Consider the following 25143-nt stretch of genomic DNA (forward strand, 5'->3'; position numbering starts at 1 on the left):
ATAAAATTTGTCCTGAAACAAAAAAGACTGATAAACATGAGGTTATACGGGTGACGGGGTTAAAAACGGGAAGTGAAGCCTGGTGGCAGTCGAAAAACGGACCCGAATGGACCCGCGAGAAGGGGCACTATCGCGTCACTTTCTGGTGGCGTGATCCGGCAGGAACGCAAAAGACCTCGCCGCTAAAACGCGTCTGGCTCTACATCACCGGCGTGACCGATCACCATCAAAATGCCCGTCCGCAATCCCTTGAGCGCATTCCTAATACTGACGTCTGGCAGTGGCAGGGCGCGTTCACCCCGCAATGGCGCGGCAGCTACTGTTTTATCCCCTCAGTGAACGAAGATGATTTTGCCGACGCGGTCTTCCACGGCGAGCAACCCGATCGTTTGGCGCTGCGTGAAGGCTGGCGAAAGTTGCTCCCCGCGGCGATGGCCGACCCTTTAAATCCGCAAAGCTGGCGCGGCGGGCGCGGGCATCCCGTCTCGGCGCTCGAAATGCCCGAGGCCCCGGTTCAGCCCGGCTGGAACACGCCCGCAACGCCCGGCAACGCGCCCGTCTGCTTTGAATGGGAAAGCGTGCGTCTGAATAACCGCCGCCGGGTGTGGGTTTTCACCACCGGTGAAGACAGCCCGGAGCGGCCGCTTGCCGTACTGCTCGACGGCCAGTTCTGGGCCGAAAGCATGCCCGTGTGGTCTCCGCTAACCGCGCTGACAAACGCGGGCAAACTGCCGCCTGCCGTCTACGTCTTAATCGATGTGATCGACATGGCGCACCGCAATCACGAGTTGCCCTGCAACCCTGATTTCTGGCGGGCGGTGCAGGAGGAACTTCTCCCGCGGGTGAACAGCCGCACTCCGTTCAGCGACCGCGCCGACCGAACGGTAGTCGCGGGTCAAAGCTTTGGCGGCCTCTCTTCACTTTATGCCGGGCTTAACTGGCCCGAGCGCTTTGGCTGCGTATTAAGCCAGTCCGGCTCCTACTGGTGGCCGCACCGTGGCGGTCAGCAGGACGGGTTGCTCATCGAACAACTTAAAGCGGGCGACCTCACCGCGCGCGGGCTGCGTATCGTTCTTGAAGCCGGGCGCAATGAGCCGCTCATCTTCCGCGCGAATCAGGCGATCTACGCCGAACTGCACCCGCAGCAACCGGTTATCTGGCGTCAGGTTGACGGCGGACACGACGCGCTTTGCTGGCGCGGTGGGCTGACGCAGGGGCTGATGACCCTCTGGCAGCCGCTTATTCACTAACGGAGTCTGTATGGAATTCAGCAACCCTTTCGATAATCCGCAGGGTCAGTTTGCGATTTTGCGTAACGACCAGGGACAGTACAGTCTGTGGCCGCAGCAGTGCCAGCTGCCGGCGGGCTGGCGCGTGGTCTGTGAAGCACAGTCTCAGGAAGCCTGTCAGCAGTGGCTCGCCGACCACTGGCAAACCCTGCAACCGTCGTATTTTGCGGGAGAGAAAGCATGAACCGTCTTCCTCTTGTCGCCGCCCAGCCGGGTATCTGGATGGCGGAGCAGCTTTCCTCCCTGCCAAACGCCTGGAGCGTGGCGCACTACACCGAGCTGAAGGGCAATATTGACGCACCGCTGCTGGCAAAAGCCATTGTTGAAGGGATGCGGCAGGCCGACACCCTGCGCATGCATTTTGTGCAAGAGAATGGCGAGGTGTGGCAATGGGTGGATGACGCTATGTCACTGCCTGAACCGTCCGTGGTTTGCGCCGAATCCCATGACGCGGCGATGGCCCTGATGGCGGCGGATTTAAACCAGAACCTGCGCGTGGACAGCGGTCAGCCGCTGGCGTTCCATCAGCTGATTCAGGTAGGCGAAGGGCACTGGTACTGGTATCAGCGATATCATCATCTGGTGGTGGATGGCTTCAGTTTTCCGGCGATTACCCGTCAGATCGCCGCTATTTATCGCGCATGGCAAAACGGCGAGCCCACGCCCGCGTCGCCGTTTACCCCTTTCGTCGAGGTGGTGGAGGAGTACCAGCGCTATCGCGACAGCGAAGCGTATCAGCGCGACGGGGCGTTCTGGGCGGAGCAGCGTAAGCAGCTTCCTTCCCCGGTCTCGCTGTCGTCGGCACCGCTGCCGGGCCGTGCGGCGACCACCGATATTCTGCGTCTGAAGGTCACGGCTGACCGCCGCGCCTTTACCCGGCTTGCTCAGGTGGCGGGGCCGGTTCAGCGTACCGATCTGGCGCTTGCGCTGGTGGCGCTGTGGATCGGGCGTCTGACCGGACGGCTGGACTACGCCGCCGGGTTTATCTTTATGCGCCGAATGGGGTCGGCGGCCTTAACGGCAACCGGTCCGGTGCTGAACGTGCTGCCGCTGGCGGTGAACATCGCCCCGCACGAAAGCCTGCCTGCGCTGGCGCATCGTCTGGCAAATCAGCTGAAAAAAATGCGTCGCCATCAGCGTTATGACGCCGAGCAGATCGTGCGTGACAGCGGACGTGCCGCGGGCGATGACGCGCTGTTTGGCCCGGTACTGAACGTCAAGGTGTTTGATTATCAGCTGGATATGGATGGCGTGGACGCCATCACCCATACGCTGGCCACTGGCCCGGTCAATGACCTTGAACTGGCGCTGTTCCCGGACGAGCAGGGCGGCCTGAGTATTGAAATCCTTGCCAATAAGCAGCGCTACGATGAAGCGACGCTAACGCGCCACGTTGCACGCCTGAACGCCATGCTGATGCAGTTTGCTGCCAACCCGGATTTGCGCTGCGGCGAAGCAGAAACCGTTTCAGAGCAGGAATACCAGCAGCTGGCGCGTATCAATGATACCGGGCTGGCGCTACCGTCAACCACGCTGGCTCAGCTGGTGGCAGACCAGGCGGATAAAACGCCGGATGCCCCCGCGCTTGCTGATGCGCACATCGAACTGAATTACCGCCAGATGCGCGAGCAGGTGGTGGCTCTTGCGACATTACTGCGGGAACGCGGCGTTAAGCCTGGCGACAGCGTGGCGGTAGCCCTGCCGCGCTCGGTGTTTCTTACCCTGGCGCTGCACGGCATCGTGGAGGCGGGCGCCGCGTGGTTGCCGCTGGATACCGGTTACCCGGACGATCGTCTGCGCATGATGCTGGAGGACGCGAAACCGTCCCTGCTGATCGCCTCTGACGATCAGCTTTCGCGCTTTCGCGATCTGCCGGTCCCTGTATTTAGTTACAACACACTATTACCTCCTGCGGGCAGTGAACCGCTGCGGCTGGCAAAGCCGGCGCACACGGCGTACATCATCTTTACCTCAGGCTCAACGGGGCGGCCAAAAGGCGTGATGGTAGGGCATACCGCCATCGTTAACCGCCTGATGTGGATGCAGGATCACTATCCGCTGGACGCGCATGACGTGGTGGCGCAAAAGACGCCGTGCAGTTTTGACGTCTCGGTCTGGGAGTTCTGGTGGCCCTTTATCGCCGGCGCGAAGCTGGTGATGGCCGAGCCGGACGCGCACCGCGATCCGCAGGCGATGCAGAACTTCTTCGCGCATTATGGCGTGACCACGACACACTTTGTGCCGTCGATGCTGGCGGCGTTCGTTGCCTCGCTGACGCCGGAAAATGCCGACTGCTGTCAGACACTGAAGCAGGTGTTCTGCAGCGGGGAAGCGCTGCCGACAGAACTGTGTCGGGAGTGGGAGCACCTTACTCATGTCCCGTTGCATAACCTTTATGGTCCAACGGAAGCGGCGGTGGACGTGAGCTGGTATCCGGCGTCGGGTCCGGAACTGGCGGCGGTGGCGGGCAACAGCGTGCCGATTGGCTTCCCGGTGTGGAATACGGGGCTGCGCATTCTGGATGCGATGATGCGTCCGGTGCCGTTCGGCGTGGCCGGTGACCTCTATCTTACCGGGACCCAGCTTGCGCAGGGGTATCTCGGTCGTCCGGACCTGACCGCCAGCCGCTTCATTGCCGATCCCTTTGCACCTGGCGAGCGGATGTACCGCACCGGTGACGTGGCGCGCTGGCTGGATAACGGCGCGGTGGAATATCTGGGCCGCAGTGACGATCAGCTGAAAATTCGTGGTCAGCGTATCGAACTTGGCGAAATCGATCGTGCGATGCTTTCGCTGCCTGACGTGGCGCAGGCCGTAGCGCACGCGTGCGTCTTTAATCAGGCGGCGGCAACCGGGGGCGATGCCCGACAGCTGGTAGGGTATGTCGTCTCCGGGTCCGGCTTGCCGCTGGACCGCGATGCGCTGCTGCACTCGCTTAAAGCTCAATTGCCGCCCCATATGGTGCCGGTGGTGCTGCTGCAAATCAGTGCGCTGCCGCTCTCTGCCAACGGAAAGCTTGACCGCAAGGCGCTTCCGTTGCCGGAATTGACCCGCAAGACGTCCGGGCGGGCGCCAGAAACAGACGCTGAAGTGGCCGTCGCGCAGGCATTTTCTGCCCTGCTCGGTTGTGAGGTGAACGACATCGATGCCGATTTCTTCGCCCTCGGCGGTCATTCCCTGCTGGCGATGCGCCTGGCCGCGCAGCTCAGCCGTACGTTTGCCCGCAGGGTCACTCCGGGGCAGATTATGGTGGCCTCAACGGTCAGCATGCTCAGCGCGTTGCTGGATTCATCGATGAATGACGAACAGGCACAGCGTCTGGGCTACGAGACCCTTCTGCCGCTGCGTGAAAGCAACGGTCCGACGCTGTTCTGCTTCCATCCGGCATCCGGCTTTGCCTGGCAGTTTAGCGTGCTGGCGCGCTATCTCAGCCCGCGCTGGTCAATCACCGGCATTCAGTCGCCGCGTCCGGAAGGGCCGATGCAGCAGTGCGCTACGCTGGACGAGGTGATCGAACAGCATCTGCAGACGCTGCGCGGGCAACAGCCGCAGGGGCCGTATTATCTGTTCGGCTACTCGCTTGGCGGCACGCTGGCGCAGGGCATTGCGGCCCGTCTGCGCGAGCAGGGGGACGCGGTGGCGTTTCTCGGCTTGCTGGATACCTGGCCGCCGGAAACCCAGAACTGGGCAGAGAAAGAGGCCAATGATCTCGATCCGGACGTACTGGCAGAAATCGAACGCGAGCGTCAGGCGTTTATCGCCGCGCAGCAGGGGCAAGGCTCTGGCGAGCTCTTTAACGCCATCGAAGGGAATTACGCCGATGCCGTCCGCCTGCTGACAACGGCGCACAGTTCACGGTTCGACGGTAAAGCGACGTTGTTTGTTGCCGGGCGCACGCAAACGCTGGATCCGCAGCAGGCCTGGGCGCCGTGGGTGGGGGAACTGGAGGTTTACAGCCAGGATTGCGACCACGTGGATATCATTTCACCGCAGGCGTTTGAGACAATAGGACCGGTGCTGAAGGCGATATTGGGGTAGCGGTTTCCCCTCACTCTCACCCTCTCTTCCAGGAGAGGGTGAGGGCATCAGACTGCACGCTTGCCCAACGGCACCACCAGCGGCGTACCGGCCACGGGATCGTCGATAATCATGCAGCGCATGCCGTAGATCTGCGCGATCAGATCCGGCGTCACAATCTCTTTTGGCGCACCCTGCGCCACAATTTCGCCGTCGCGCAACGCAATCAAATGTGTGGCATAGCGGCATGCCTGATTTAAATCATGCAGCACGGCCGCCAGCGTATAGCCCTGCGTGCGGTTCAGCTCGCTCAACAACTCCAGCAGATCGATCTGATGGCTGATATCCAGCCATGTGGTTGGCTCGTCCAGCAGCATGATGGCGGTTTCCTGCGCCAGCACCATCGCAATCCACGCCCGCTGGCGCTGCCCGCCGGAGAGCGTATCCACGCTTTGCCGGGCCAGATCGGTAATGCCCGTCGCCTGCATCGCCCGCTTCACCGCCTCATCATCCTCTTTACGCCAGCGAGTAAACAGCGGCTGATGCGGATAGCGCCCGCGTGAGACCAGTTCCTGCACCGTGATATCCCCGGGCGTGGTGGCGTTTTGCGCCAGCAGGCCGATACGGCGCGCCACCTCTTTGCTGGCAAAGCGCTGGATCTGCTCGCCGTCGAGATACACGCAGCCCTCAACCGGCGTCATCAGGCGGCTGAGGGTTCGCAGCAGGGTCGATTTACCGCAGCCATTCGGGCCGATAATCGCCGTAAAATGGCCGTCCGGGATAGCCACCGTCAGGTCACGGGCAATGATTTTTTTGCCATAGCCGAGGGTTAAGTGTTCGCCGCGCAAGCGGGTTGTGCTGTTTGTCATTTCTTGCGTGACTCCTGAACTAACAAGACGATGAGGTAAATCCCGCCGAGGCTGACGGTCACGACGCCTACCGGAAGTTGATAAGGCATAAATAACCGCTGGGCGCAGAGGTCGGCGGCCAGCAGTAACGCTGCGCCACACAGCGCCGCCTGGGTTAATCCCCAGCGCGCCGTGCCGCTGATGCGCCGGGCAATGTGCGGTGCAACCAGCGCGATAAACGAGATCGGCCCGGCGATGGCGGTGGCGGCAGCGGTCAGTAACACCGCCACCAGCATCAGCATCAGGCGCGAGCGCTCAACGCCCACACCCAGCGCGCAGGCGCTGTCATCACCCATCTCCAGCAGGCGCATCCGGCGTACCAGCAACACCGCGCCAATAAACATCACCAGGATCAGCGGGGCAGCGGGCCAGGTTTTGCCCCACGTCAGGCCATTGAGCGAACCGGCATACCACAGCCCGGCAGAGAGCGCGGTGTCGAGCGAAGCCTGCAGCAATAGCCAGGTGTTGAAAGCCATCAACATGGCGCGAATGCCGATACCGATAATGATCAGACGGAAGGTGTCGATACCGTTGCGCCAGGCCAGCGCCCAGATAATGAGCGCGGTGACTATCCCGCCGGTCATCGCGGTGAACGTGATGGCCGTCAGGTGCTGACCAAACAGTACCATCGCCACCAGCACGCCGCTCCAGGCGCCGGTGTTCAGCCCCATCACGTCCGGGCTGCCAAGCGGGTTGCGCATCAACGACTGAAAAATGGCACCGCTGACGCCGAGCGCCGCGCCCACCAGAATCGCCATCGCCACGCGCGGCAGTCGCCACTCGGTGACCACCAGGGTGACATTGCGCGGCGCACTGCCAAGCAGCGCGTTAAAAACCTGCGCGAAATCGAGCGTGACCGCGCCGCTGCGCAGGCTCCAGACCGCCAGCATCAGAATGACGACGGCCAGCAACGACACGCTGGTGACTAAACGTCGGGACGGGGCCATCATGCGCCACCTCCGCGTTTACGTCGCACAAGGAAGATCAGCACCGGTGCACCGATAAACGCGCTTACCACCGAGACGCGCAGTTCACCAGGCACCAGCAGGCGACCCACAACATCCGCGAACAGCAGCAGGGCAGGGGTAGCAAGCAGCGTGACCGGCAGCGACCAGCGGTGATCGGCACCCACCAGCCAGCGTGCCATGTGGGGCATCATCAGGCCGATAAAAGCAATGGGGCCGACAACTGCAGTTGCGCTGCCGCACAGTACGGTGATCGCGACAAGACCCGTTAGCTGCGTACGCGCCACGCGGTTGCCGAGCGCGGTTGCGGTGTCGCTCCCGAGGCTCAGGCTGTTGAGCGCACGGGTTAAACACAGCGCGACGGCGGCGGCGATGACGACCGGGATCACCACCACTTTTAAGGTTGCCAGGGTGCGGATATCCAGCGAACCGGCCTGCCAGAAGCGCAGCTGGTCGTAAACATCCGGGTTAAGCAGGGCGATGCCGTTGGATAACCCTTCCAGCACGGCGGCGAGCGCCACGCCCGCCAGCGTCAGGCGTACCGGACTCAGCTGTCCGCCACCCTGGCTACCGGTAAACGCCACCACCAGCGACGCCGCCAGCGCGCCGCAGAAGGCCATCACCAGTTGTTCAGACGGAGAGGTAAAACCGAAGAGCGCCGCGCCAAGTACAATCGCAAAGCTGGCACCGCTGTTTACCCCAAGAATACCGGGGTCGGCCAGCGGGTTACGGGTGAGCGTTTGCATTAAGGCACCGGCAAGACCCAGCGCCCCTCCTGCCAGCAGTCCGGCAAGGGTACGGGGAAGGCGGGCATCGAGCACGATGGTGCAGTCGGCGCTCTGACAGCTGCCAGTGAGCGCATCGACAATAACGGACGCGGGCAGCGGCTTCGCGCCGACCAGCAAACTGAGTGCAATCGCAAGGATTAACAGTAGCAATAACACGGGCACGGCAACGGCGCGCACCGCGGAAGAGGAAAACGACATAGCAACATCCATGATTTGATAATGATAGTGATTATCGTTATCTATCTTATTTGGCTATGTTAGCATGTGCGCCAATGGAATTGGTAGAAATACACTCAAGGCCTTGTCATGAATCAAAAATCCTGGCTGCTCAACCTCAGCCTGCTGAAGACGCACCCCGCATACCGCGCTGTCTTTATCGCCCGTTTTATCTCCATCCTCTCCCTCGGCCTGCTTGGCGTTGCCGTGCCGGTGCAGATCCAGTCCATGACCCACTCCAGCTGGCTGGTGGGGCTTTCGGTTACCTTAACCGGTGGGGCGATGTTTATCGGCCTGATGGTGGGCGGCGTGCTGGCGGACCGGTATGAGCGTAAAAAACTGATCCTGCTGGCACGCGGCACCTGCGGCGTAGGCTTTATCGGGCTGTGTCTGAACGCCATGCTGCCGGAGCCGTCACTGATTGCCATTTACGCCCTCGGTCTGTGGGACGGTTTTTTTGCGTCACTCGGCGTCACGGCGCTGCTGGCAGCCACGCCCGCGCTGGTCGGGCGCGAAAACCTGATGCAGGCGGGGGCAATCACCATGCTGACCGTGCGCCTCGGGTCGGTAATTTCACCGATGGTCGGCGGCCTGCTGCTGGCGACCGGCAACGTGGCGTGGAACTATGGGCTGGCGGCGGCGGGCACCTTTATCACTACGCTCACGCTCCTGCGTTTGCCGCACCTGCCGCCTCCGCCACAGCCGCGTGAACATCCGCTGACATCACTGATGGCCGCAATCCGTTTTCTGTTCAGTAATCCGTTGATAGGTGGCATTGCGCTGCTCGGCGGTCTGCTGACGATGGCCAGCGCCGTACGCGTGCTTTACCCGGCGCTGGCGGGCGTGTGGCAGATGAGCGCGTCGGAAATCGGCGTGCTGTACGCGGCTATTCCGCTCGGCGCGGCATGCGGCGCGCTGACCAGCGGTAACCTGGCGCAGAGTGCGCGCCCCGGGCTGATTATGCTGTTGGCTACCCTGGCGTCGTTTATTGCGATTGGTTTCTTCAGCCTGATGCCGATATGGGCGCTGGGCGTAATGTGCCTGGTGATTTTTGGCTGGCTGAGCGCCATCAGTTCATTGCTGCAGTACACCCTGATCCAGACCCAGACGCCGGAAGGGATGCTGGGGCGTATCAACGGTCTGTGGACCGCACAGAACGTGACGGGCGATGCCATTGGCGCGGCTATCCTCGGCGGGCTGGGGGCGATAATGACCCCGGTGGCTTCAGCGAGCAGCAGCGGCTTTGTCCTGGCTATGCTGGGAGGGATATTGCTGGTGGTTCTGGTTGAGCTGCGTCGGTTCAGGCAGGAGGTTGTGTTGAACGACAGTGCGGCCTGACGCGTTCACACCGGCCCTCTCACCGAGAGGGCCGGGCTAGCCTCTTACCTGAACAGTGCGTCTAAACGCTGCAGTACCCGCATTGCACTGTAATAATCCAGGCGGAACGTCTCTGTTCCCAGTGCCCAGACGCGCTTGTTCTGCACGGCAGGAAGGTGCGCCAGCAGCGGATTGGCGTAAATCGCATCCACATCTTTCTGATCACCGGCAAACAGGAACAGCCCTTCGCCGTTCAGCCCGGTCGCCAGATTTTCCCCGCCTAACTGAATAATATCGTGACGCTGACCCTGGCTTTTGGAGGTGTGCAATCCGGCAGGCAGTTCAGCCAGCGTAAAGCCCAGCTGCTGCAATAACTGGCCCTGAGCGGATTCCGCCGTCCACAGGTTTGCCGAGTGTGCGGCGGCGGTGTAGACGATGGCGTTCACCGGCTGCGGCGGTAATGTCATCTGCTGTTTCACCTGGGCAAGCTGCTTATCAAACGCGGCGATGCGCTCGGCGGCCTGTTTTTCCTGACCCGTGATTTTGCCGAGCTGTTTTAGCAGCGCCTGCCAGCTTTTGTCGTCGTAGTTAATAACAAGCGTCGGCGCGATAGCTGAAAGCTGGTCATACAACGCCAGCGCCGAATCCCCGCCGGTGGCGCTGATCAAAATCAGGTCCGGCATCTGGGCGGCCACCGCTTCGGCGCTCGGCTCGCCAATGTACAGACGCGCAAGCTGACGCTGTTTCGCAATATCGCCCCACTGGCGCAGGAATCCCTGCGCATCCGCCACGCGGTTGTTGGGCGTGGTGGCGCCGCTGGCAATAACCGGCGCGTCAATCGCCAGCAGGGAGCCGGTCAGGGTCACGCTGGTGGAGACGATGCGCGTCGGTTTGTGCTCAAGCGTATGCACGCCGCGGCTGTCTGTCACCTGACGCGGCCAGTCGGCGGCAAGCGCTGAGGTAAGTCCTAAAACAAAAAGTCCGATGAAAAGCAGGGGATTACGGCAGACGGCAAGACATTTCACAACGTGGCATCCTGTTTCTGTTGAAGTTAATGCTTCTCATTTTCATGTTTGCGATGACGGGATGCAAGCGTTACCCGAAGAAGATGTTTGCTCTGCGGTTGACAGCGACGCGATGTGAGATTAGGTTAGCGAGCGTAAATATAAATGATAATCATTATTACTGTCTTTATCATTTTAGGAGGATGAAATGGATACGTCCCTGGCTGAGGAAGTTCAGCACACCGCCAGCACGCTGCAATCAGACAGCTTTTTCTTTATGTCGCCTTACCGCAGTTTTACCACGTCCGGCTGTTTTTCCCGCTTCTCTGAATCCGCCGTCGGGGGTGACGATCCGGCAGGACAGTTTCAGCAGAAATTAGCCCAGGCTTTCCGCAACGCAAAAGCCAGCGGCATTGCCCATCCTGTGATGGTGGGTGCCATTCCGTTTGATACCCGCAAGCCGTCGTCTCTGTTTATTCCGCAACGCTGGCAGACCTTTTCTCGCCCGGCGCGTCAGCAGTCCGCCCGCTATGTTGCCGGCTCACAGGCGCTGAAGGTGGAAAAACGCACCGAGATCCCGCCGCAGCCGGTATTTGAAGAGATGGTCGCCCGCGCGGCTGCCCTCACCGCCACGCCGCAGGTGAACAAAGTGGTGCTGTCGCGCCTGATTGATATCGTCACCGACAAACCGATTGATAGCGGTGCGCTCATGGAGCGGCTAATAGCCCAGAACCCGGCCAGCTACAACTTCCACGTACCGCTGGAAGACGGTGGCGTGCTGCTCGGCGCAAGCCCGGAACTGCTGCTGCGTAAAGAAGGGGCGCATTTTAGCTCTCTGCCGCTGGCAGGCTCCGCGCGTCGTCAGCCGGATGACGTGCTGGATCGTGAGGCGGGCAACAAGCTGCTGGCGTCCGAAAAAGATCGTCACGAGCATGACCTGGTGACCCAGGCGATGAAAGCCATTCTCAAACCGCGCAGCCATCACCTCAGCATGCCTTCCTCCCCACAGTTGATCACCACTCCCACGCTCTGGCATCTGGCCACGCCGGTGGAAGGTGAGGCGCGTGAAAACGAAAACGCGCTGACGCTGGCCTGCCTGCTGCACCCGACGCCAGCCCTGAGCGGTTTCCCGCATCAGGCTGCTAAGGCGTTGATCGCCGGGCTGGAGCCGTTCGATCGCGAGCTGTTCGGCGGCATCGTCGGCTGGTGTGACAGTGAAGGCAATGGCGAATGGGTGGTCACCATCCGCTGCGCTCGTCTGCAGCAGAATACCGTTCGCCTGTTTGCCGGCGCGGGCATTGTCCCGGCCTCTTCACCCGTGGGCGAGTGGCGTGAAACCGGCGTAAAACTCTCCACCATGCTCAATGTTTTTGGTTTGCACTAAGGAACACTCATGACCCTTCCCTTTACCCGTTGGCCCGAGGATTTTGCCCGGCGCTACCGTGAAAAAGGCTACTGGCAGGATCTGCCGCTGACCCACATCCTGACGGATCAGGAGAATAACGATGCGGTGGCGATCGTCGACGGTGACCGTCGCATAACGTACCGCGAGTTTAACCAGGCCGTGAATAACCTGGCATCGCGGCTGCAGGCGTTGGGGCTTCATCGCGGTGAAACGGCGCTGGTGCAGCTTGGCAACGTGTGCGAGTTTTACATCACCTTTTTCGCCCTGCTGCAGGTGGGCGTGGCGCCGGTCAATGCGCTCTTTAGCCATCAGCGCTCGGAGCTGAACGCCTACGCCGCGCAGATCAAACCTGCGCTGCTGATAGCCGATCGCGAGCACGCCCTGTTTGCAGGGGATGACTTCCTCAATACTTTTGTCGATGAGCACCGTTCGGTACGCGTCGTGCTGCTGCGCGGCGACAAAGGTGAACATGCGCTGGACGCGGCGATTGCGCATCCGGCAGAAAATTTCATTCCGAACCCGACTCCTGCCGACGAAGTGGCGTTCTTCCAGCTCTCGGGCGGGAGCACCGGCACGCCGAAGCTGATCCCGCGTACGCATAACGACTATGACTACAGCATCCGTCGCAGCAATGCGATCTGCGGGATTACCGCGGACACGCGTTATCTGAATGCGCTGCCAGCGGCCCATAACTACGCCATGAGCTCACCCGGCTCGTTAGGCGTCTTTACGGCGGGGGGCTGCGTGGTGCTGGCAAACGATCCGAGCGCCACAATCTGCTTCCCGCTGATAGAAAAACATCAGATTACGGTTACCTCGCTGGTGCCCCCGGCTGTCAGCCTGTGGCTGCAGGCGATTGCCGACGGTGCAGGGAATGCCCCGCTCTCATCGCTGACGCTGCTGCAGGTCGGTGGGGCGCGCCTGTCCGCGACGCTCGCGGCGCGTATTCCGGCAGAAATTGGCTGCCAGCTGCAGCAGGTGTTTGGTATGGCGGAAGGGCTGGTGAACTACACCGCGCTCGATGATACGCCGGAACGCATTATCAATACGCAGGGGCGCCCGATGTGCCCGGATGACGAAGTGTGGGTGGCGGATGAGCACGGTAATCCGCTCCCGCGCGGTGAAGTCGGGCGTCTGATGACCCGCGGGCCGTATACCTTCCGCGGCTATTTCAACAGTCCGGAGCACAACGCCAGCGCCTTTGATGCGGACGGCTTTTACTGCTCCGGAGATCTGATCGCCATTGACGAACAGGGCTACATCACCGTTCAGGGACGGGAGAAAGATCAGATTAACCGCGGCGGCGAAAAGATTGCCGCTGAAGAGATTGAAAACCTGCTGTTGCGCCACGACGCGGTGATCCACGCGGCCCTGGTGAGCATGGAGGACAGCCTGCTGGGTGAAAAGAGCTGCGCGTATCTGGTGGTGAAAGAGCCACTGCGTGCGGTGGAGGTGCGCCGCTTCCTGCGTGAGCAGGGCGTTGCAGAATTTAAACTGCCGGACCGCGTGGAGAGCGTTGATGCGCTTCCGTTAACGCCCGTCGGCAAAGTCGATAAGAAACAGTTGCGCCTGTGGCTAGCTGAACGCGCCCGGGGCTAAGGAACAGAGTATGGCCATTCCACAATTAACCGCTTATGCGCTGCCGACGGCCGCAGACCTGCCAGACAACAAAGTGAACTGGGCGTTTGAGCCAGAACGTGCCGCGCTGTTGATCCATGATATGCAGGAGTATTTCCTGAACTTCTGGGGCGAAAACAGCCCGATGATGGCCCAGGTGGTCGCGAATATCGCCAGACTTCGCGATTACTGCAAGCAACACAATATTCCGGTTTACTACACCGCGCAGCCGAAAGCGCAGAGCGATGAAGACCGCGCCCTGCTGAACGATATGTGGGGACCGGGGCTGACCCGCTCACCAGAGCAGCAGCGCATTGTGTCTCAGCTGACGCCGGATGAAGCCGATACGGTACTGGTGAAGTGGCGCTACAGCGCGTTCCACCGCTCGCCGCTGGAGTTGATGCTGAAAGAGACGGGGCGCAACCAGCTGCTGATCACCGGGGTTTACGCCCATATTGGCTGCATGACGACCGCTACAGACGCCTTTATGCGGGATATCAAACCGTTCTTTATCGCCGATGCGCTGGCCGATTTTACCCGCGATGAGCACCTGATGTCCCTGAACTACGTCGCAGGGCGCGCCGGCCGGGTGGTTATGACGGACGACCTGCTGCAGTCCATTCCGGCCACGAAAGCGGCGCTGCGTGACATCATCCTGCCGCTGCTGGATGAATCAGATGAGCCGATGGATGACGAAAACCTGATCGACTACGGTCTGGACTCGGTGCGCATGATGGCGCTGGCCGCCCGCTGGCGCAAAGTGCACGGCGATATCGACTTTGTGATGCTGGCGAAAAATCCCACCCTCGACGCCTGGTGGGCGCTGCTCTCCCGCGAGGTGAAGTGATGGCGGGGTTCGATTTTACCGGCAAAACCGTCTGGGTAACGGGCGCGGGTAAGGGCATCGGTTACGCGACGGCGCGGGCGTTTGTTGAAGCGGGCGCGCAGGTCACCGGATTTGACCTGGCCTTCCCGCAGGAAGCGTATCCCTTTGCCACCGAAACGCTGGATATCGCGGATGCCGCACAGGTCCGCGAGGTATGCGGGCGTGCGCTGGCAAGGCTTGAGCGTCTGGACGTGCTGGTGAACGCGGCGGGAATTCTGCGTATGGGCGCGACCGACCAGATTGCGCAGGAGGACTGGCAGCAGACCTTCGCGGTTAATGTCGGCGGGGCATTTAACCTGTTCCAGCAGACGATGGGCCAGTTCCGTCGCCAGCAAAGCGGGGCGATTGTCACCGTGGCGTCTGACGCGGCCCACACGCCGCGTATCGGCATGAGCGCCTACGGTGCGTCGAAAGCGGCGCTAAAAAGCCTGGCGCTGACCGTCGGGCTTGAGCTGGCGGGCAGTGGCGTGCGCTGTAATCTGGTGTCACCCGGGTCAACGGACACCGATATGCAGCGCACCCTGTGGAAAAGCGACGATGCTGAGCAGCAGCGTATTCGCGGCTTTGGCGAGCAGTTCAAGCTCGGTATTCCGCTGGGCAAAATCGCCCGTCCGCAGGAGATTGCCAGCACGGTGCTGTTCCTCGCCTCCGATGCTGCCAGCCATATCACGTTGCAGGATATCGTGGTGGACGGCGGCTCCACGCTGGGGGCGTAGATGATCTGGAAACGTCACTTATCGCGTGAAGAAATGAACGCCACCAGTCTGAACTCCATGGTGGCGCATCTGGGCATCGTCTATACCCGCATCGGTGACGATACGCTTGAGGCCGAAATGCCCGTGGATGCGCGTACCCATCAGCCGTTCGGTCTGCTGCACGGCGGGGCATCGGCGGCGCTGGCGGAAACGCTGGGGTCGATGGCCGGGTTTCTGATGACCCGCGACGGACAAAGCGTGGTGGGAACGGAGCTGAACGCAACGCACCATCGCGCGGTATCGCATGGGAAGGTGCGCGGAGTGTGTCAGCCGTTGCATCTTGGGCGAACCAGCCAGAGCTGGGAGATTGTGGTGTTCGACGAGCAGGGACGGCGGTGCTGTACCTGCCGGTTGAGTACCCAAATTTTGGGCTAGCGTTGCACGGTCAACACCCCTCTCCCCGCTGGGGAGAGGGGGAAGGCTTACAGCATTGAAATCACCCGCTTCAACAAGCGTATTCTCGGCGCAATCGACGCTTTATCCAGCCACTCCGCCGGGCTGTGGAACCCGGCACCGATTGGCCCCAGCCCGTCCAGGGTCGGAATGCCCAGCGCGGCGGTGTGGTTGGCATCACTGCCACCACCGACCGCCTGCCAGGTAATGGCTATTCCTTCCGCCTGACCTGCCGCTTCAACCTGCTGCATCAGCGCCTGCGTGGCTTTACTCGCTGCCATCGCCGGTTTGTGGTTCACGCGCGCCAGCGAGGTCGTGACGCCCTCTAAAAAGCCTTTTTCACACAATGCCTCCAGCGCCTGGTTCACCCGGCTGTACTCATCGTTTTCCCAGAAACGCACGTCCAGCTCGGCAACGGCTTTATCGGCCACCACGTTTGCCGCGCTGCCGCCGTGGATCACGCCGACGTTGAGCGTGGTGCCACGTTCCTGGTCGGTCAGGGCATTAATGGCAATAATGCTGTTTGCCAGGGCGGTTATCGCCGAGCGGCCTTTCTCCGGTTCGTTACCCGCGTGTGCCGCCACGCCGCTGAACGTCAGGTGATAGCCCGCCATCCCTTTGCGAGCCTTCACCAGCGAACCGTCGGCGCGCGCGGCTTCGCATACCAGCACGCAGCGGGCGCGTTTTGCCAGTTCGCCAATCCATTCGTGTGAATAGACGGAGCCGGTCTCCTCGTCGGGATTCATGGCGATCGCAATGGCCAGACGATCGTGGTCGGCTGCGTCCAGCTCACGCATCGCCCACAAGATATTCAGCAGGCCGCTCTTCATATCCGATACGCCAGGGCCATAAAGACGGGTGGCGTCCTCGCTCAGCGGACGCTCGGCGACGGTGCCGGGGGCAAATACCGTATCAAGATGGCCGACCAGCAGAACGTCGAACTGTGCCGCCTGTGGCTTATTACTGACGAATACGCCCGGGCCGACCTTGTCGCCCAGATTGACCCGTTCGATGTGCCAGCCTTCGCGTTGCCAGAGCGTTTCAATAATGCCAGCCACGGTTTCGACGCCTGCGACAGTACGGGTGCCGCAGTCCACGTTCACCAGGGTTTTCAGCTCTTCAATATAATGGTCAAGGTTCATAGTAACGTCCTGTTCAGAGAATAATGCGCATCAGCAGCATGGCTAAGAAGGCGTTGATGACCGAAATGGCAATCATCAGCGGAATACGTTTGGCGCGGGTGCCGATCACACCCAGAATGCGGCCGAGATACTGCACCTGTGAGCCCATCAGATAGATAGCAGGTGCCAGAATCGCCAGGTGCTCGCCGGTAATAATGCCTTTATCAAACAGGCCGATCGCCACGCCGATCCCACCGCCCATCGACATCCAGCCGCCAATCAGCACGGCAGCCGCTTCACCCGGCAGGCCAAACAGGCCCATCAGCGGGGAGAAGATCATCCCCAGCCCTTTCAGTGCCCCGGTAATTTCCAGCGCCTTGATGATGATAAAAGCCATGACCACGTTGGGCAGGGTGCTGCCGGTGGCAATACTCCAGCCCTTGCGTGCGCCTTCGACAAACACATCGGTAATCACGGGATGAGATTGTGGGGCACTCATACGGTCTCTCCTTGTGTCGGTTGTTGCTCAGGGGCATCTTTGCCGATGACGGTCAGGATCAGGCGCAGCAGATTCGCGCCGACAATCTTCATGATGAACATCACGGCGATGCAGGCACCAATGGAGGTCGGCACCGCGGCCGTCCCGTCAACGGCGACCAGGGTAAAGAGGATGGCACCAGAGGAGAAAAAGTTGGTGATCATCGCCCCGGCGGAGAACTGGAACATGGCGAAAACGTCTTTCTCTTTTTCGCTAATCTGCCCTTCATCGGACAGGTTGCGGGTGAGGGATGCACCCACATCGGTGCTCTGCAGGCTGCCAATCAACGCCAGCCCGGTGGTGCCCGGAATACCCAGCAGCGGGCGCAGCAGCGGCGTTAACAGCTTACGGGCTGCACGCAGCGCACCATAGTGCTCCAGCACGTTGATCATCCCGAGCGCAAACATCACGGCCGGAATTAAACCGAGCGCAAAGAGAAACCCGTCCATTGCGCCACTGCCGCCGGTACCGCGAAAGGCGCTGGTGGCGGTAGTCAGGGTGCCGTCTTCAAGACTGGCCTTGCTGACCACCTTGCCAAACGCACCGTTGAGGGTGGTGAAATCAAACACGCCGTACCACTCTTTTCCGCCCAGCAGGCCAGAGAAGAAAACGGCTGCGAATGCCAGCGCAACGTACGCGCCGGGCCCGACCTTGAGATCCTGAGGTACTGAACTGTTCATATCCTTTTCCTTGTATGCACGCGATTGCGCAGGGTCATTCTGGCGAGGTTTTGAGCAAAAAAAATGATACAAATCATTTCGTAAGGCGGTGTCGGGACGAAAAAGGCAAAAGTGTGACCCGTGGCGGCAGGGGTGTTTCAGCGGAAGGTGATCGGCTTAACAATGTGGTGTAAATGTCTGGTTTGACCACGCATTATTGCGTTTCAAAGTTGTTAAATTTTGAGCGTTGTTCTAGAAACAAAATGTAACATCTCACTGTTTCACAACAACGGACAACAACTATGAACAACTCAGGGAAATACCTTACGTGGGCAGGGCTCTCCGTTGTGGGAGCATTTGCCCTGGGCTATATCGCCCTCAACCGGGGGGAACAGATCAACGCGCTGTGGATCGTTGTCGCCTCGGTCTGTATTTATCTGATCGCGTACCGTTTTTATGGCCGCTATATCGCGAAGACGGTGTTAGGGGTCGACGGCACGCGCATGACGCCTGCGGTTCGTCATAACGACGGTCTGGACTATGTGCCTACCGACAAGAAAGTGCTGTTCGGTCACCATTTTGCGGCGATTGCCGGCGCGGGCCCGCTGGTGGGGCCAGTCCTGGCGGCGCAGATGGGTTACCTGCCGGGGATGATCTGGATCCTCGCGGGCGTCGTACTGGCCGGTGCGGTGCAGGACTTTATGGTGCTGTTCGTCTCCACCCGCCGCGACGGACGTTCGCTCGGTGAGCTGGTGAAAGAGGAGATGGGAGCCACGGCCGGGGTGATCGCCCTGATCGCGACCTTTATGATCATGGTGATCATCCTCGCGGTGCTGGCGATGATCGTGGTGAAAGCGCTGACCCACAGTCCGTGGGGAACCTATACCGTGGCCTTTACCATTCCGCTGGCGCTGTTTATGGGGATCTACATTCGCTACCTGCGTCCGGGACGCATTGGTGAAGTGTCGGTCATCGGCCTGGTCTTTCTGGTGTTTGCCATTATCTCCGGCGGCTGGGTGGCTGAGAGCCCGACGTGGGCGCCGTTCTTCGATTTCACCGGCGTACAGCTGACGTGGATGCTGGTAGGGTACGGATTTGTGGCGGCGGTGCTGCCGGTGTGGCTGCTGCTGGCCCCGCGCGATTACCTCTCTACCTTCCTAAAAATCGGCACGATTGTGGGGCTGGCAATCGGCATTTTGATTATGCGCCCGACGCTGACCATGCCTGCGCTGACCAAATTTATTGATGGCACCGGCCCGGTCTGGACCGGCAACCTGTTCCCGTTCCTGTTTATCACCATCGCCTGTGGCGCGGTGTCTGGCTTCCACGCGCTGATTGCCTCCGGTACCACGCCGAAAATGCTCGCCAATGAGAATCAGGCCTGCCTGATTGGCTACGGCGGCATGCTGATGGAATCGTTCGTGGCGATAATGGCGCTGGTCTCGGCCTGTATTATCGACCCGGGCGTTTACTTCGCGATGAACAGCCCAATGGCGCTGCTGGCACCGGCCGGCACCGTTGACGTGGTGGCCTCTGCCGCGCAGGTGGTGAGCGGCTGGGGCTTTGCCATTACCCCAGACACGTTGACCCATATCGCCAGTGAAGTGGGCGAGCAGTCTATTATTTCCCGTGCGGGGGGCGCGCCAACGCTGGCGGTGGGTATGGCGTATATTCTGCACGGCGCGCTGGGCGGGCTGATGGACGTGTCGTTCTGGTATCACTTCGCCATTCTGTTTGAAGCGCTGTTTATTCTGACGGCGGTGGATGCAGGAACGCGTGCGGCACGCTTCATGCTACAGGATCTGCTGGGGGTGATCTCACCGAACCTGAAACGTACCGATTCATTACCGGCGAACCTGCTGGCAACGGCGCTGTGCGTACTGGCGTGGGGATATTTCCTCCATCAGGGCGTCGTCGATCCACTGGGGGGGATTAACACCCTGTGGCCGCTGTTTGGTATTGCCAACCAGATGCTGGCGGGCATGGCGCTGATGCTCTGTGCGGTAGTGTTGTTCAAGATGAAGCGTCAGCGTTATGCGTGGGTGGCGTTACTGCCAACCGCATGGCTGCTGATTTGTACCCTGACGGCAGGCTGGCAGAAAGCCTTCAGCCCGGACAACAAGGTGGGCTTCCTGGCTATTGCCAACAAGTTCCAGGCGATGATCGACAGCGGTAAGATCCCGGCGCAATATACGGAATCACAGCTGTCGCAGCTGGTGTTTAACAACCGTCTGGACGCCGGGCTGACCATCTTCTTTATGGTGGTGGTTGTGGTGCTGGCGTTGTATTCTCTGAAGACTGCACTGGCGGCGCTGAAAGAAGACAAGCCGACGGCAAAAGAGACACCGTATGAGCCAATGCCTGAGAACCTGGAAGAGATTGTGACCCAGGCGAAAGGGGCGCATTAATCGCTCAACCTCACCCTCTCCCCGCCGGGGAGAGGGGATAAAAGACGAGACATCCACTATGTTCGACACCCTCTCCAAAGCAGGAAAATACCTGGGCCAGGCCGCCAAAATGATGATCGGCGTACCGGATTACGACAACTACGTCGAGCATATGCGCGTCAACCACCCTGACCAGACGCCAATGACCTATGAAGCTTTCTTCCGCGACCGCCAGGACGCCCGCTACGGCGGCAAGGGCGGCGCGAAGTGCTGTTAACCCTCTTTCGGTAAACAAAGGCTGATCTGCTTTTGTTTACATTCAACATGCGATCAGGCGTTTAACCCGCCATCGACATCCAGTCCCGTGCCGGATATTTGTCCGGCGGCAGGACTGGCCAGGAAGGTGACCGCGGCGGCGATGTCTTCCGGCTGGCCGTAATGTCCCACCGCAATCATCTGGCGCTGAGATTCAGCCTGTTCTCCATCCTCCGGGTTCATATCGCTGTTTGTCGGGCCAGGATGCACAAGGTTCACGGTAATGCCGCGCGGGCCGAGATCGCGAGCCAGACCCCGGGTAAGGGAGTTGAGTGCAGATTTGGTCATCGAATAGACGGCAATACCGGGCATCGCCACACGGTTTGCCAGACAACTGCCGATGTTGATAATGCGCCCGCCGTCAGACATATGCACCAGCGCTTCCTGAATGGCGATCACCACGCCCCGGATATTGACGTTAATCAGGGCGTCAATATCCGCCAGCGTCATGGACTCCAGCGGACCGCCGCGTGCGATCCCGGCGTTGTTGACCAGAATATCCAGCCCGCCCAGGGAGCGCGCCGCATGGGTAACCGCATCCTGAATGGCCTGTGCGCTGGCGCTGTCGGCCTGGATCGCCTCGCTGTGGCGCCCAAGCGCCTTTATCTCTTCGGTGACCGCCTGGGCTTTGTCGGCGGATTTTTCATACGTAATAACCACATCGGCACCGGCGCGTGCCAGTGAAAGTGCGATGGCACGACCCAACCCACGGCTGGCGCCAGTAACCAGCGCCTTCTTACCTGTTAAATCGATCTGCATGATGACCTCGTTGCGAGAGTGATGAGAATCATCATTAGGTATAGTCGGTCGGAACGATTAACGGCTGAAGGATTCCACTTTCTCAAACGCGGCGCGCAGAACCGCAGGGGTGAGCGCGACCGGCAAATAGTGGATAGATTCCACCGGGCGCAGCGTATGGGCAATGACCTTGTCCAGCTCGTCGCGGTTGTTGATATCCACCTCCAGTTCGTGAAGCGTGGTGGGCAGGGTAAAGCGCTGATAGGCCGCCACCAGTTCGGCCAGCACGTCATCCTGGCCGAGCAGCGCACTTTGCACCAGAATGCCGTAGGCCACTTTGGTACCGTGCAGGTATTTTTCCGTTTGCGGCAAAACGGTTAAACCGTTGTGCACCGCATGCGCGGCCGCCACGCGGGTATAGCGCTCGCCCAGACCGCCCACCATTCCGCCCCCGGCAATAATGGCATCCACAACGTCCCTGAACGCCTGCGTCGCTTCGCCACGCTGCTGGTCGGCCAGCGCCTCTTCGCTACGGGAAAGCAGCACGTCGCGGATCGCCAGCGCGCCGTTGATCCCCAGGCGTACGGTCAAAGGCAGGTGTTCGGGTTGTGGGGCCAGGACCACCGCTTCATACCACTTCGCCAGCGTATCGCCGATGCCTGCCAGCAGGTACTCCGCTGGGGCATTGAGGATAATGTGCGGTTCCACCAGCACCAGGAAGTTAGCATCGTCGAACACCTCAAACTGCAGCGCCTGACCGGCATCGTTATACCAGACGGAGAGCGGCGTCCAGGCGGCGCAGGTGGCGGCGATGGTGGGAATAGCCACCACCGGCACGCCGAGACGGCGCGCCACCGCTTTGGCGGTATCAAGCAGTGCGCCACCGCCGACACCAATCACCACGCTGGCGTTATTGCCAGACGCCGTCACCAGATCGGTGACGTCACGTTCGCTGCAGTGCCCTTTAAAGCGCAGATGTTTTGCCCCCGGCGCGTGAAAGCTTTCCGGCAGGAAAGGGCGCGCGCCTTCAATGGCGCGTTCGCCATAAATCCACACCGCGCGGGAGAGCTGTTCCGGCGTAAAGAAATCATTCAGGTGCGCAAGGCTTCCCGGATGCGAGAAATAGTTCGCCGGGCCCGGCACGACGCGGATATCGGTGTTGCTCATGTGTTGTCCTTTTTTTAGCAAGCGCTAACCCGATGTTATGTCTGGACATCCGGATGGCTAATAATATTTCGCTTTATCTTATGCCTTTTCCGTCGTTGTCAGTCAACCGGAGCTGTGAAAAATTCGATAAATCACAATATGAAAGAAGGATTTAACGCGGATGGTTTCCAGTCGCCTTGAGATGCGCGGTATCAGCCTGGCCTTTTCCGGCTTTCAGGCGTTGTCGCGCGTGGATTTGACGTTAATGGGCGGCTCCGTGCATGCGCTGACCGGCGCAAACGGCGCGGGGAAATCGACGCTGATGGCGGTGCTGTGCGGCACTTACGATCGCTACGAAGGTGAGATCTGCATTAATAACCAGCCGGTGACGATCCGCGAGCCGCTTGATGCCAAACGGCTGGGTATCCACCTGGTGCAGCAGGAAGTGGACGTCGCGCTGATACCAGGGCTGAGCATTGCCGAAAACATCATGCTCGATCAGCTCGCACAGACGGGGCATCGCTATCGCTGGCGCGCAATCCGCCAGCAGGCGAAACAGGCGCTGGCGCAGCTGGGTATCGCTTTGGATGTGCGACGCATCGTCGACACCTGCACGCTGGCAGAAAAGCAGCAGATTTTGCTGGCGCGGGCGCTCTCACACCACTGCCGTTTTCTGATTCTGGATGAACCGACCGCGCCGCTGGATAGCCATGAAAGCGAACGGCTTTTCGCCGTAGTGAGACGTCTGCAAAAGCAGGGGATTGGCGTGGTGTTTATCTCTCACCGTATTCACGAACTGAACGCTATTTGCGACACCTTAACCGTGCTGCGCGACGGCAAGCTGATTGAATCCGGCCCGATGGCGAACCTCAGCGGTGACGCAATCGTTGAGAAGATGCTTGGCCATGAGCTTAACGATATCTATCCGCCGGCCCGTCCTGCGCACAGTGACGAGACGTTACTGCGCGTGGAAGGGCTGCACGATGACGCGCTGTTGAAAGATATCTCCCTGCACCTGCGAAAAGGCGAAATTCTGGGCATTGCCGGGCTGGCGGGAGCGGGCAAAACGGAACTCTGCAAGGCGCTGTTTGGGGCCAGCAAAAGCCGTGTAGCGCGTGGTGAGCTAAATCATCAGCCCTGGCAGCCGCGCGATCCGGCGGATTCGGTATTGCGCGGTCTGGCGCTGGTACCGGAGGAACGGCGTAAAGAGGGCATTTTTATTGATGAACCGGTGAGCATGAACCTGGCGGTCACCGCGGATAACAGCTTCTCGCGCTGGAGTCTGTTCGGCCACCGTCAGGCGTGGCGCTGGGCGGAAGAGGTGATTGCCCGCGTCGGCGTGCGTGCGCGTGGGCCGGGGCAGGTGCTACGTCGTCTGTCGGGGGGCAACCAGCAGAAGATTGCCATCGGCAAGTGGCTGCGCAACGACGCCAGCGTGTTGATTTTCGATGAGCCGACCAAAGGCGTCGATGTCAAAGCGAAAACCGATCTGTTCCAGTTAATTGACGGCCTGGCGCGCGAGGGCAAAGGGGTGATTTACGCCTCCGGTGAATTCGCTGAACTGGTGGGGCTGTGCGATCGCATTTGCGTGCTGTGGGACGGACGTATTGTGGCGGAAATCGCCGGGGCCGAGGCCCACGAAGAGACACTACTTTATTATTCAACCGGAGGAACGGCGTCGTGAGCAAGGCCCTTTCAGTAACGGCGGCGGCGTCTGGCCGTCAGCAAATTTTTGATTTTCTCTACAAGTGGGGCATGTTGCTGACCGTGGTGGCGCTGGTGGCCATCTTTGGCCTGGCGTCGGACAACTTCCTCGATCCGAACAACATTATCAATATCCTGCGCTCAATTGCCATCGTGACGGTGATTGCTATCGGGGTGTCAATTTCGCTGACCATCGGCGGGTTTGACCTGTCGGTTGGTTCAACGGCATCGCTGGCTAACGCGCTGGTGGTGTCACTGTTCGTCTGGTACGGCTTCGGCACCACCGAATCGATACTGATTACCCTGGCGCTCTGTACCCTGGTTGGCCTGTTTAACGCGTTTCTGATTGTCATCCTGCGGATCCCGGACATGCTTGCCACGCTTGCCAGCCTGTTTGTTATCCAGGGCGTGGCGATGACCTACAGCTACGGCGGGTCAATTACCGAAAACATGGTGCTGCCGAGCGGCGACATGGCTGAGGGGACCATTCCGGCGGCGTTCAGCCTGCTGGGACAGGTGCCGACTATCGTGATCATCATGCTGGTGGTGACGATCCTCGCACAGCTGGGGCTGTCACTGACCACCCATGGACGACGCATGTATGCCATCGGCGGTAATCCGGAGGCGGCACGTCTCTCCGGTATTCGCACCACGCGCTACAAGGTGGCGGCCTACGTGATTGCCTCTCTGCTCGCCGGACTAGGCGGCATTTTACTGGCCTCGCGGATTGGCTCGTCACAGGTGAATGCGGGCGGCGGCTATCTGATGGATGCGGTTGCGGCGGCGTGGATTGGCTTCTCGCTCGCCGGGTCCGGAAAACCGAACGCGCTGGGTACGCTCGTCGGGGCAGTCATTCTTGGCGTGCTGTCGAACGGTCTGGTGATGCTTTCCGTACCCTATTATGCGATGGACATTATAAAAGGGCTGGTGCTCGCCGTGGCGCTGGCGATTACCTACATACAAAAACGCTAACGA

The 25143-nt window shown here is 60.4% G+C and carries 22 protein-coding genes; 13 read left to right on the plus strand and 9 right to left on the minus strand.

Going from position 1 to position 25143, the window contains the following annotated elements; genetic code table 11:
• The first annotated feature begins 50 nt into the window (after nucleotides 1-50).
• From fes to entF, 3 genes are read left to right on the plus strand one after another with little or no spacing between them, the layout of a single operon-like run.
• Nucleotides 51-1250, plus strand: coding sequence for an enterochelin esterase (gene fes, locus QRN24_RS01810; protein ID WP_252068284.1), 1200 nt, complete (start codon nucleotides 51-53; stop codon nucleotides 1248-1250).
• Between the two features lie 10 nt (nucleotides 1251-1260).
• Complete coding sequence (locus tag QRN24_RS01815; RefSeq protein WP_014169063.1) at nucleotides 1261-1473, plus strand: MbtH family protein; 213 nt, start codon at nucleotides 1261-1263, stop codon at nucleotides 1471-1473.
• Nucleotides 1470-5327, plus strand: a complete 3858-nt coding sequence (gene entF / locus QRN24_RS01820; RefSeq protein WP_284942263.1) for an enterobactin non-ribosomal peptide synthetase EntF — start codon at nucleotides 1470-1472, stop codon at nucleotides 5325-5327. The genes QRN24_RS01815 and entF overlap by 4 nt, the downstream gene beginning before the upstream one ends.
• A 47-nt stretch (nucleotides 5328-5374) precedes the next feature.
• Here the strand turns inward: entF and fepC are convergent, their stop codons facing one another.
• From fepC to fepD, 3 genes are read right to left on the minus strand one after another with little or no spacing between them, the layout of a single operon-like run.
• The gene (fepC, locus tag QRN24_RS01825; RefSeq protein ID WP_014169065.1) at nucleotides 5375-6175 is read right to left on the minus strand and encodes an iron-enterobactin ABC transporter ATP-binding protein; all 801 of its coding nucleotides are present in this window, start codon (nucleotides 6173-6175) and stop codon (nucleotides 5375-5377) included.
• Entirely contained in the window at nucleotides 6172-7161 is a 990-nt protein-coding gene (fepG, locus tag QRN24_RS01830) for an iron-enterobactin ABC transporter permease (RefSeq protein WP_025204701.1), read from the minus strand. Before fepG ends, fepC begins: the two co-directional genes overlap by 4 nt.
• Nucleotides 7161-8165, minus strand: coding sequence for a Fe(3+)-siderophore ABC transporter permease (gene fepD, locus QRN24_RS01835; RefSeq protein ID WP_284942264.1), 1005 nt, complete (start codon nucleotides 8163-8165; stop codon nucleotides 7161-7163). Before fepD ends, fepG begins: the two co-directional genes overlap by 1 nt.
• A gap of 108 nt (nucleotides 8166-8273) precedes the next feature.
• Between fepD and entS the strand changes: the two genes are divergently transcribed.
• A complete protein-coding gene (gene entS, locus QRN24_RS01840; RefSeq protein ID WP_284942265.1) occupies nucleotides 8274-9521 on the plus strand; it encodes an enterobactin transporter EntS in 1248 nt (415 codons plus the stop codon).
• Between the two features lie 44 nt (nucleotides 9522-9565).
• On the opposite strand, the gene fepB is transcribed toward entS, so the two are convergent.
• Nucleotides 9566-10525: a Fe2+-enterobactin ABC transporter substrate-binding protein gene (gene fepB, locus QRN24_RS01845; protein ID WP_284942266.1), complete on the minus strand. Its 960-nt coding sequence runs from the start codon at nucleotides 10523-10525 to the stop codon at nucleotides 9566-9568.
• 187 nt (nucleotides 10526-10712) lie between these two features.
• Here fepB and entC point away from each other — a divergent pair, with 187 nt between their 5' ends.
• The 5 genes from entC to entH are packed head-to-tail and all read left to right on the plus strand — an operon-like array spanning nucleotide 10713 to nucleotide 15542.
• The gene (gene entC, locus QRN24_RS01850; protein ID WP_014169070.1) at nucleotides 10713-11888 is read left to right on the plus strand and encodes an isochorismate synthase EntC; all 1176 of its coding nucleotides are present in this window, start codon (nucleotides 10713-10715) and stop codon (nucleotides 11886-11888) included.
• A gap of 9 nt (nucleotides 11889-11897) precedes the next feature.
• Complete coding sequence (gene entE / locus QRN24_RS01855; RefSeq protein ID WP_277492476.1) at nucleotides 11898-13508, plus strand: (2,3-dihydroxybenzoyl)adenylate synthase EntE; 1611 nt, start codon at nucleotides 11898-11900, stop codon at nucleotides 13506-13508.
• 10 nt (nucleotides 13509-13518) lie between these two features.
• A complete protein-coding gene (locus QRN24_RS01860) occupies nucleotides 13519-14373 on the plus strand; it encodes an isochorismatase (RefSeq protein WP_277492475.1) in 855 nt (284 codons plus the stop codon).
• A complete protein-coding gene (gene entA / locus QRN24_RS01865; RefSeq protein ID WP_020885024.1) occupies nucleotides 14373-15128 on the plus strand; it encodes a 2,3-dihydro-2,3-dihydroxybenzoate dehydrogenase EntA in 756 nt (251 codons plus the stop codon). Before QRN24_RS01860 ends, entA begins: the two co-directional genes overlap by 1 nt.
• Nucleotides 15129-15542 carry a proofreading thioesterase EntH gene (entH, locus tag QRN24_RS01870; protein WP_014169074.1) on the plus strand — a complete coding sequence of 138 codons (414 nt, stop codon included), beginning with the start codon at nucleotides 15129-15131 and terminating at the stop codon, nucleotides 15540-15542. It begins immediately after the preceding gene.
• A 47-nt stretch (nucleotides 15543-15589) separates the two neighbouring features.
• On the opposite strand, the gene QRN24_RS01875 is transcribed toward entH, so the two are convergent.
• The 3 genes from QRN24_RS01875 to QRN24_RS01885 are packed head-to-tail and all read right to left on the minus strand — an operon-like array spanning nucleotide 15590 to nucleotide 17899.
• A complete protein-coding gene (locus tag QRN24_RS01875) occupies nucleotides 15590-16702 on the minus strand; it encodes a M20 family metallopeptidase (RefSeq protein ID WP_284942267.1) in 1113 nt (370 codons plus the stop codon).
• A 13-nt stretch (nucleotides 16703-16715) separates the two neighbouring features.
• Nucleotides 16716-17180 carry a YjiG family protein gene (locus tag QRN24_RS01880; protein WP_014169076.1) on the minus strand — a complete coding sequence of 155 codons (465 nt, stop codon included), beginning with the start codon at nucleotides 17178-17180 and terminating at the stop codon, nucleotides 16716-16718.
• Nucleotides 17177-17899 carry a nucleoside recognition domain-containing protein gene (locus QRN24_RS01885; protein ID WP_020885022.1) on the minus strand — a complete coding sequence of 241 codons (723 nt, stop codon included), beginning with the start codon at nucleotides 17897-17899 and terminating at the stop codon, nucleotides 17177-17179. The genes QRN24_RS01880 and QRN24_RS01885 overlap by 4 nt, the downstream gene beginning before the upstream one ends.
• Nucleotides 17900-18180: 281 nt before the next feature.
• Here QRN24_RS01885 and cstA point away from each other — a divergent pair, with 281 nt between their 5' ends.
• Both cstA and QRN24_RS01895 read left to right on the plus strand, forming a co-directional pair.
• Nucleotides 18181-20286, plus strand: coding sequence for a pyruvate/proton symporter CstA (gene cstA / locus QRN24_RS01890; RefSeq protein ID WP_014169078.1), 2106 nt, complete (start codon nucleotides 18181-18183; stop codon nucleotides 20284-20286).
• Between the two features lie 58 nt (nucleotides 20287-20344).
• A complete protein-coding gene (locus tag QRN24_RS01895) occupies nucleotides 20345-20542 on the plus strand; it encodes a YbdD/YjiX family protein (protein ID WP_014169079.1) in 198 nt (65 codons plus the stop codon).
• Between the two features lie 53 nt (nucleotides 20543-20595).
• On the opposite strand, the gene QRN24_RS01900 is transcribed toward QRN24_RS01895, so the two are convergent.
• Both QRN24_RS01900 and QRN24_RS01905 read right to left on the minus strand, forming a co-directional pair.
• Entirely contained in the window at nucleotides 20596-21339 is a 744-nt protein-coding gene (locus QRN24_RS01900) for an SDR family NAD(P)-dependent oxidoreductase (RefSeq protein ID WP_014169080.1), read from the minus strand.
• Between the two features lie 57 nt (nucleotides 21340-21396).
• On the minus strand, nucleotides 21397-22485 hold the full coding sequence (locus QRN24_RS01905; protein WP_284942268.1) for an oxidoreductase: 1089 nt from the start codon (nucleotides 22483-22485) through the stop codon (nucleotides 21397-21399).
• 160 nt (nucleotides 22486-22645) lie between these two features.
• Here QRN24_RS01905 and QRN24_RS01910 point away from each other — a divergent pair, with 160 nt between their 5' ends.
• Together QRN24_RS01910 and QRN24_RS01915 are read left to right on the plus strand one after the other, a co-directional pair.
• A complete protein-coding gene (locus QRN24_RS01910) occupies nucleotides 22646-24148 on the plus strand; it encodes a sugar ABC transporter ATP-binding protein (protein ID WP_079231287.1) in 1503 nt (500 codons plus the stop codon).
• On the plus strand, nucleotides 24145-25140 hold the full coding sequence (locus tag QRN24_RS01915; RefSeq protein ID WP_025204689.1) for an ABC transporter permease: 996 nt from the start codon (nucleotides 24145-24147) through the stop codon (nucleotides 25138-25140). Before QRN24_RS01910 ends, QRN24_RS01915 begins: the two co-directional genes overlap by 4 nt.
• Nucleotides 25141-25143: the final 3 nt, after the last annotated feature.

This window comes from Enterobacter sp. MEB024 (assembly GCF_030209635.1).
Taxonomy (GTDB): domain Bacteria; phylum Pseudomonadota; class Gammaproteobacteria; order Enterobacterales; family Enterobacteriaceae; genus Enterobacter; species Enterobacter ludwigii.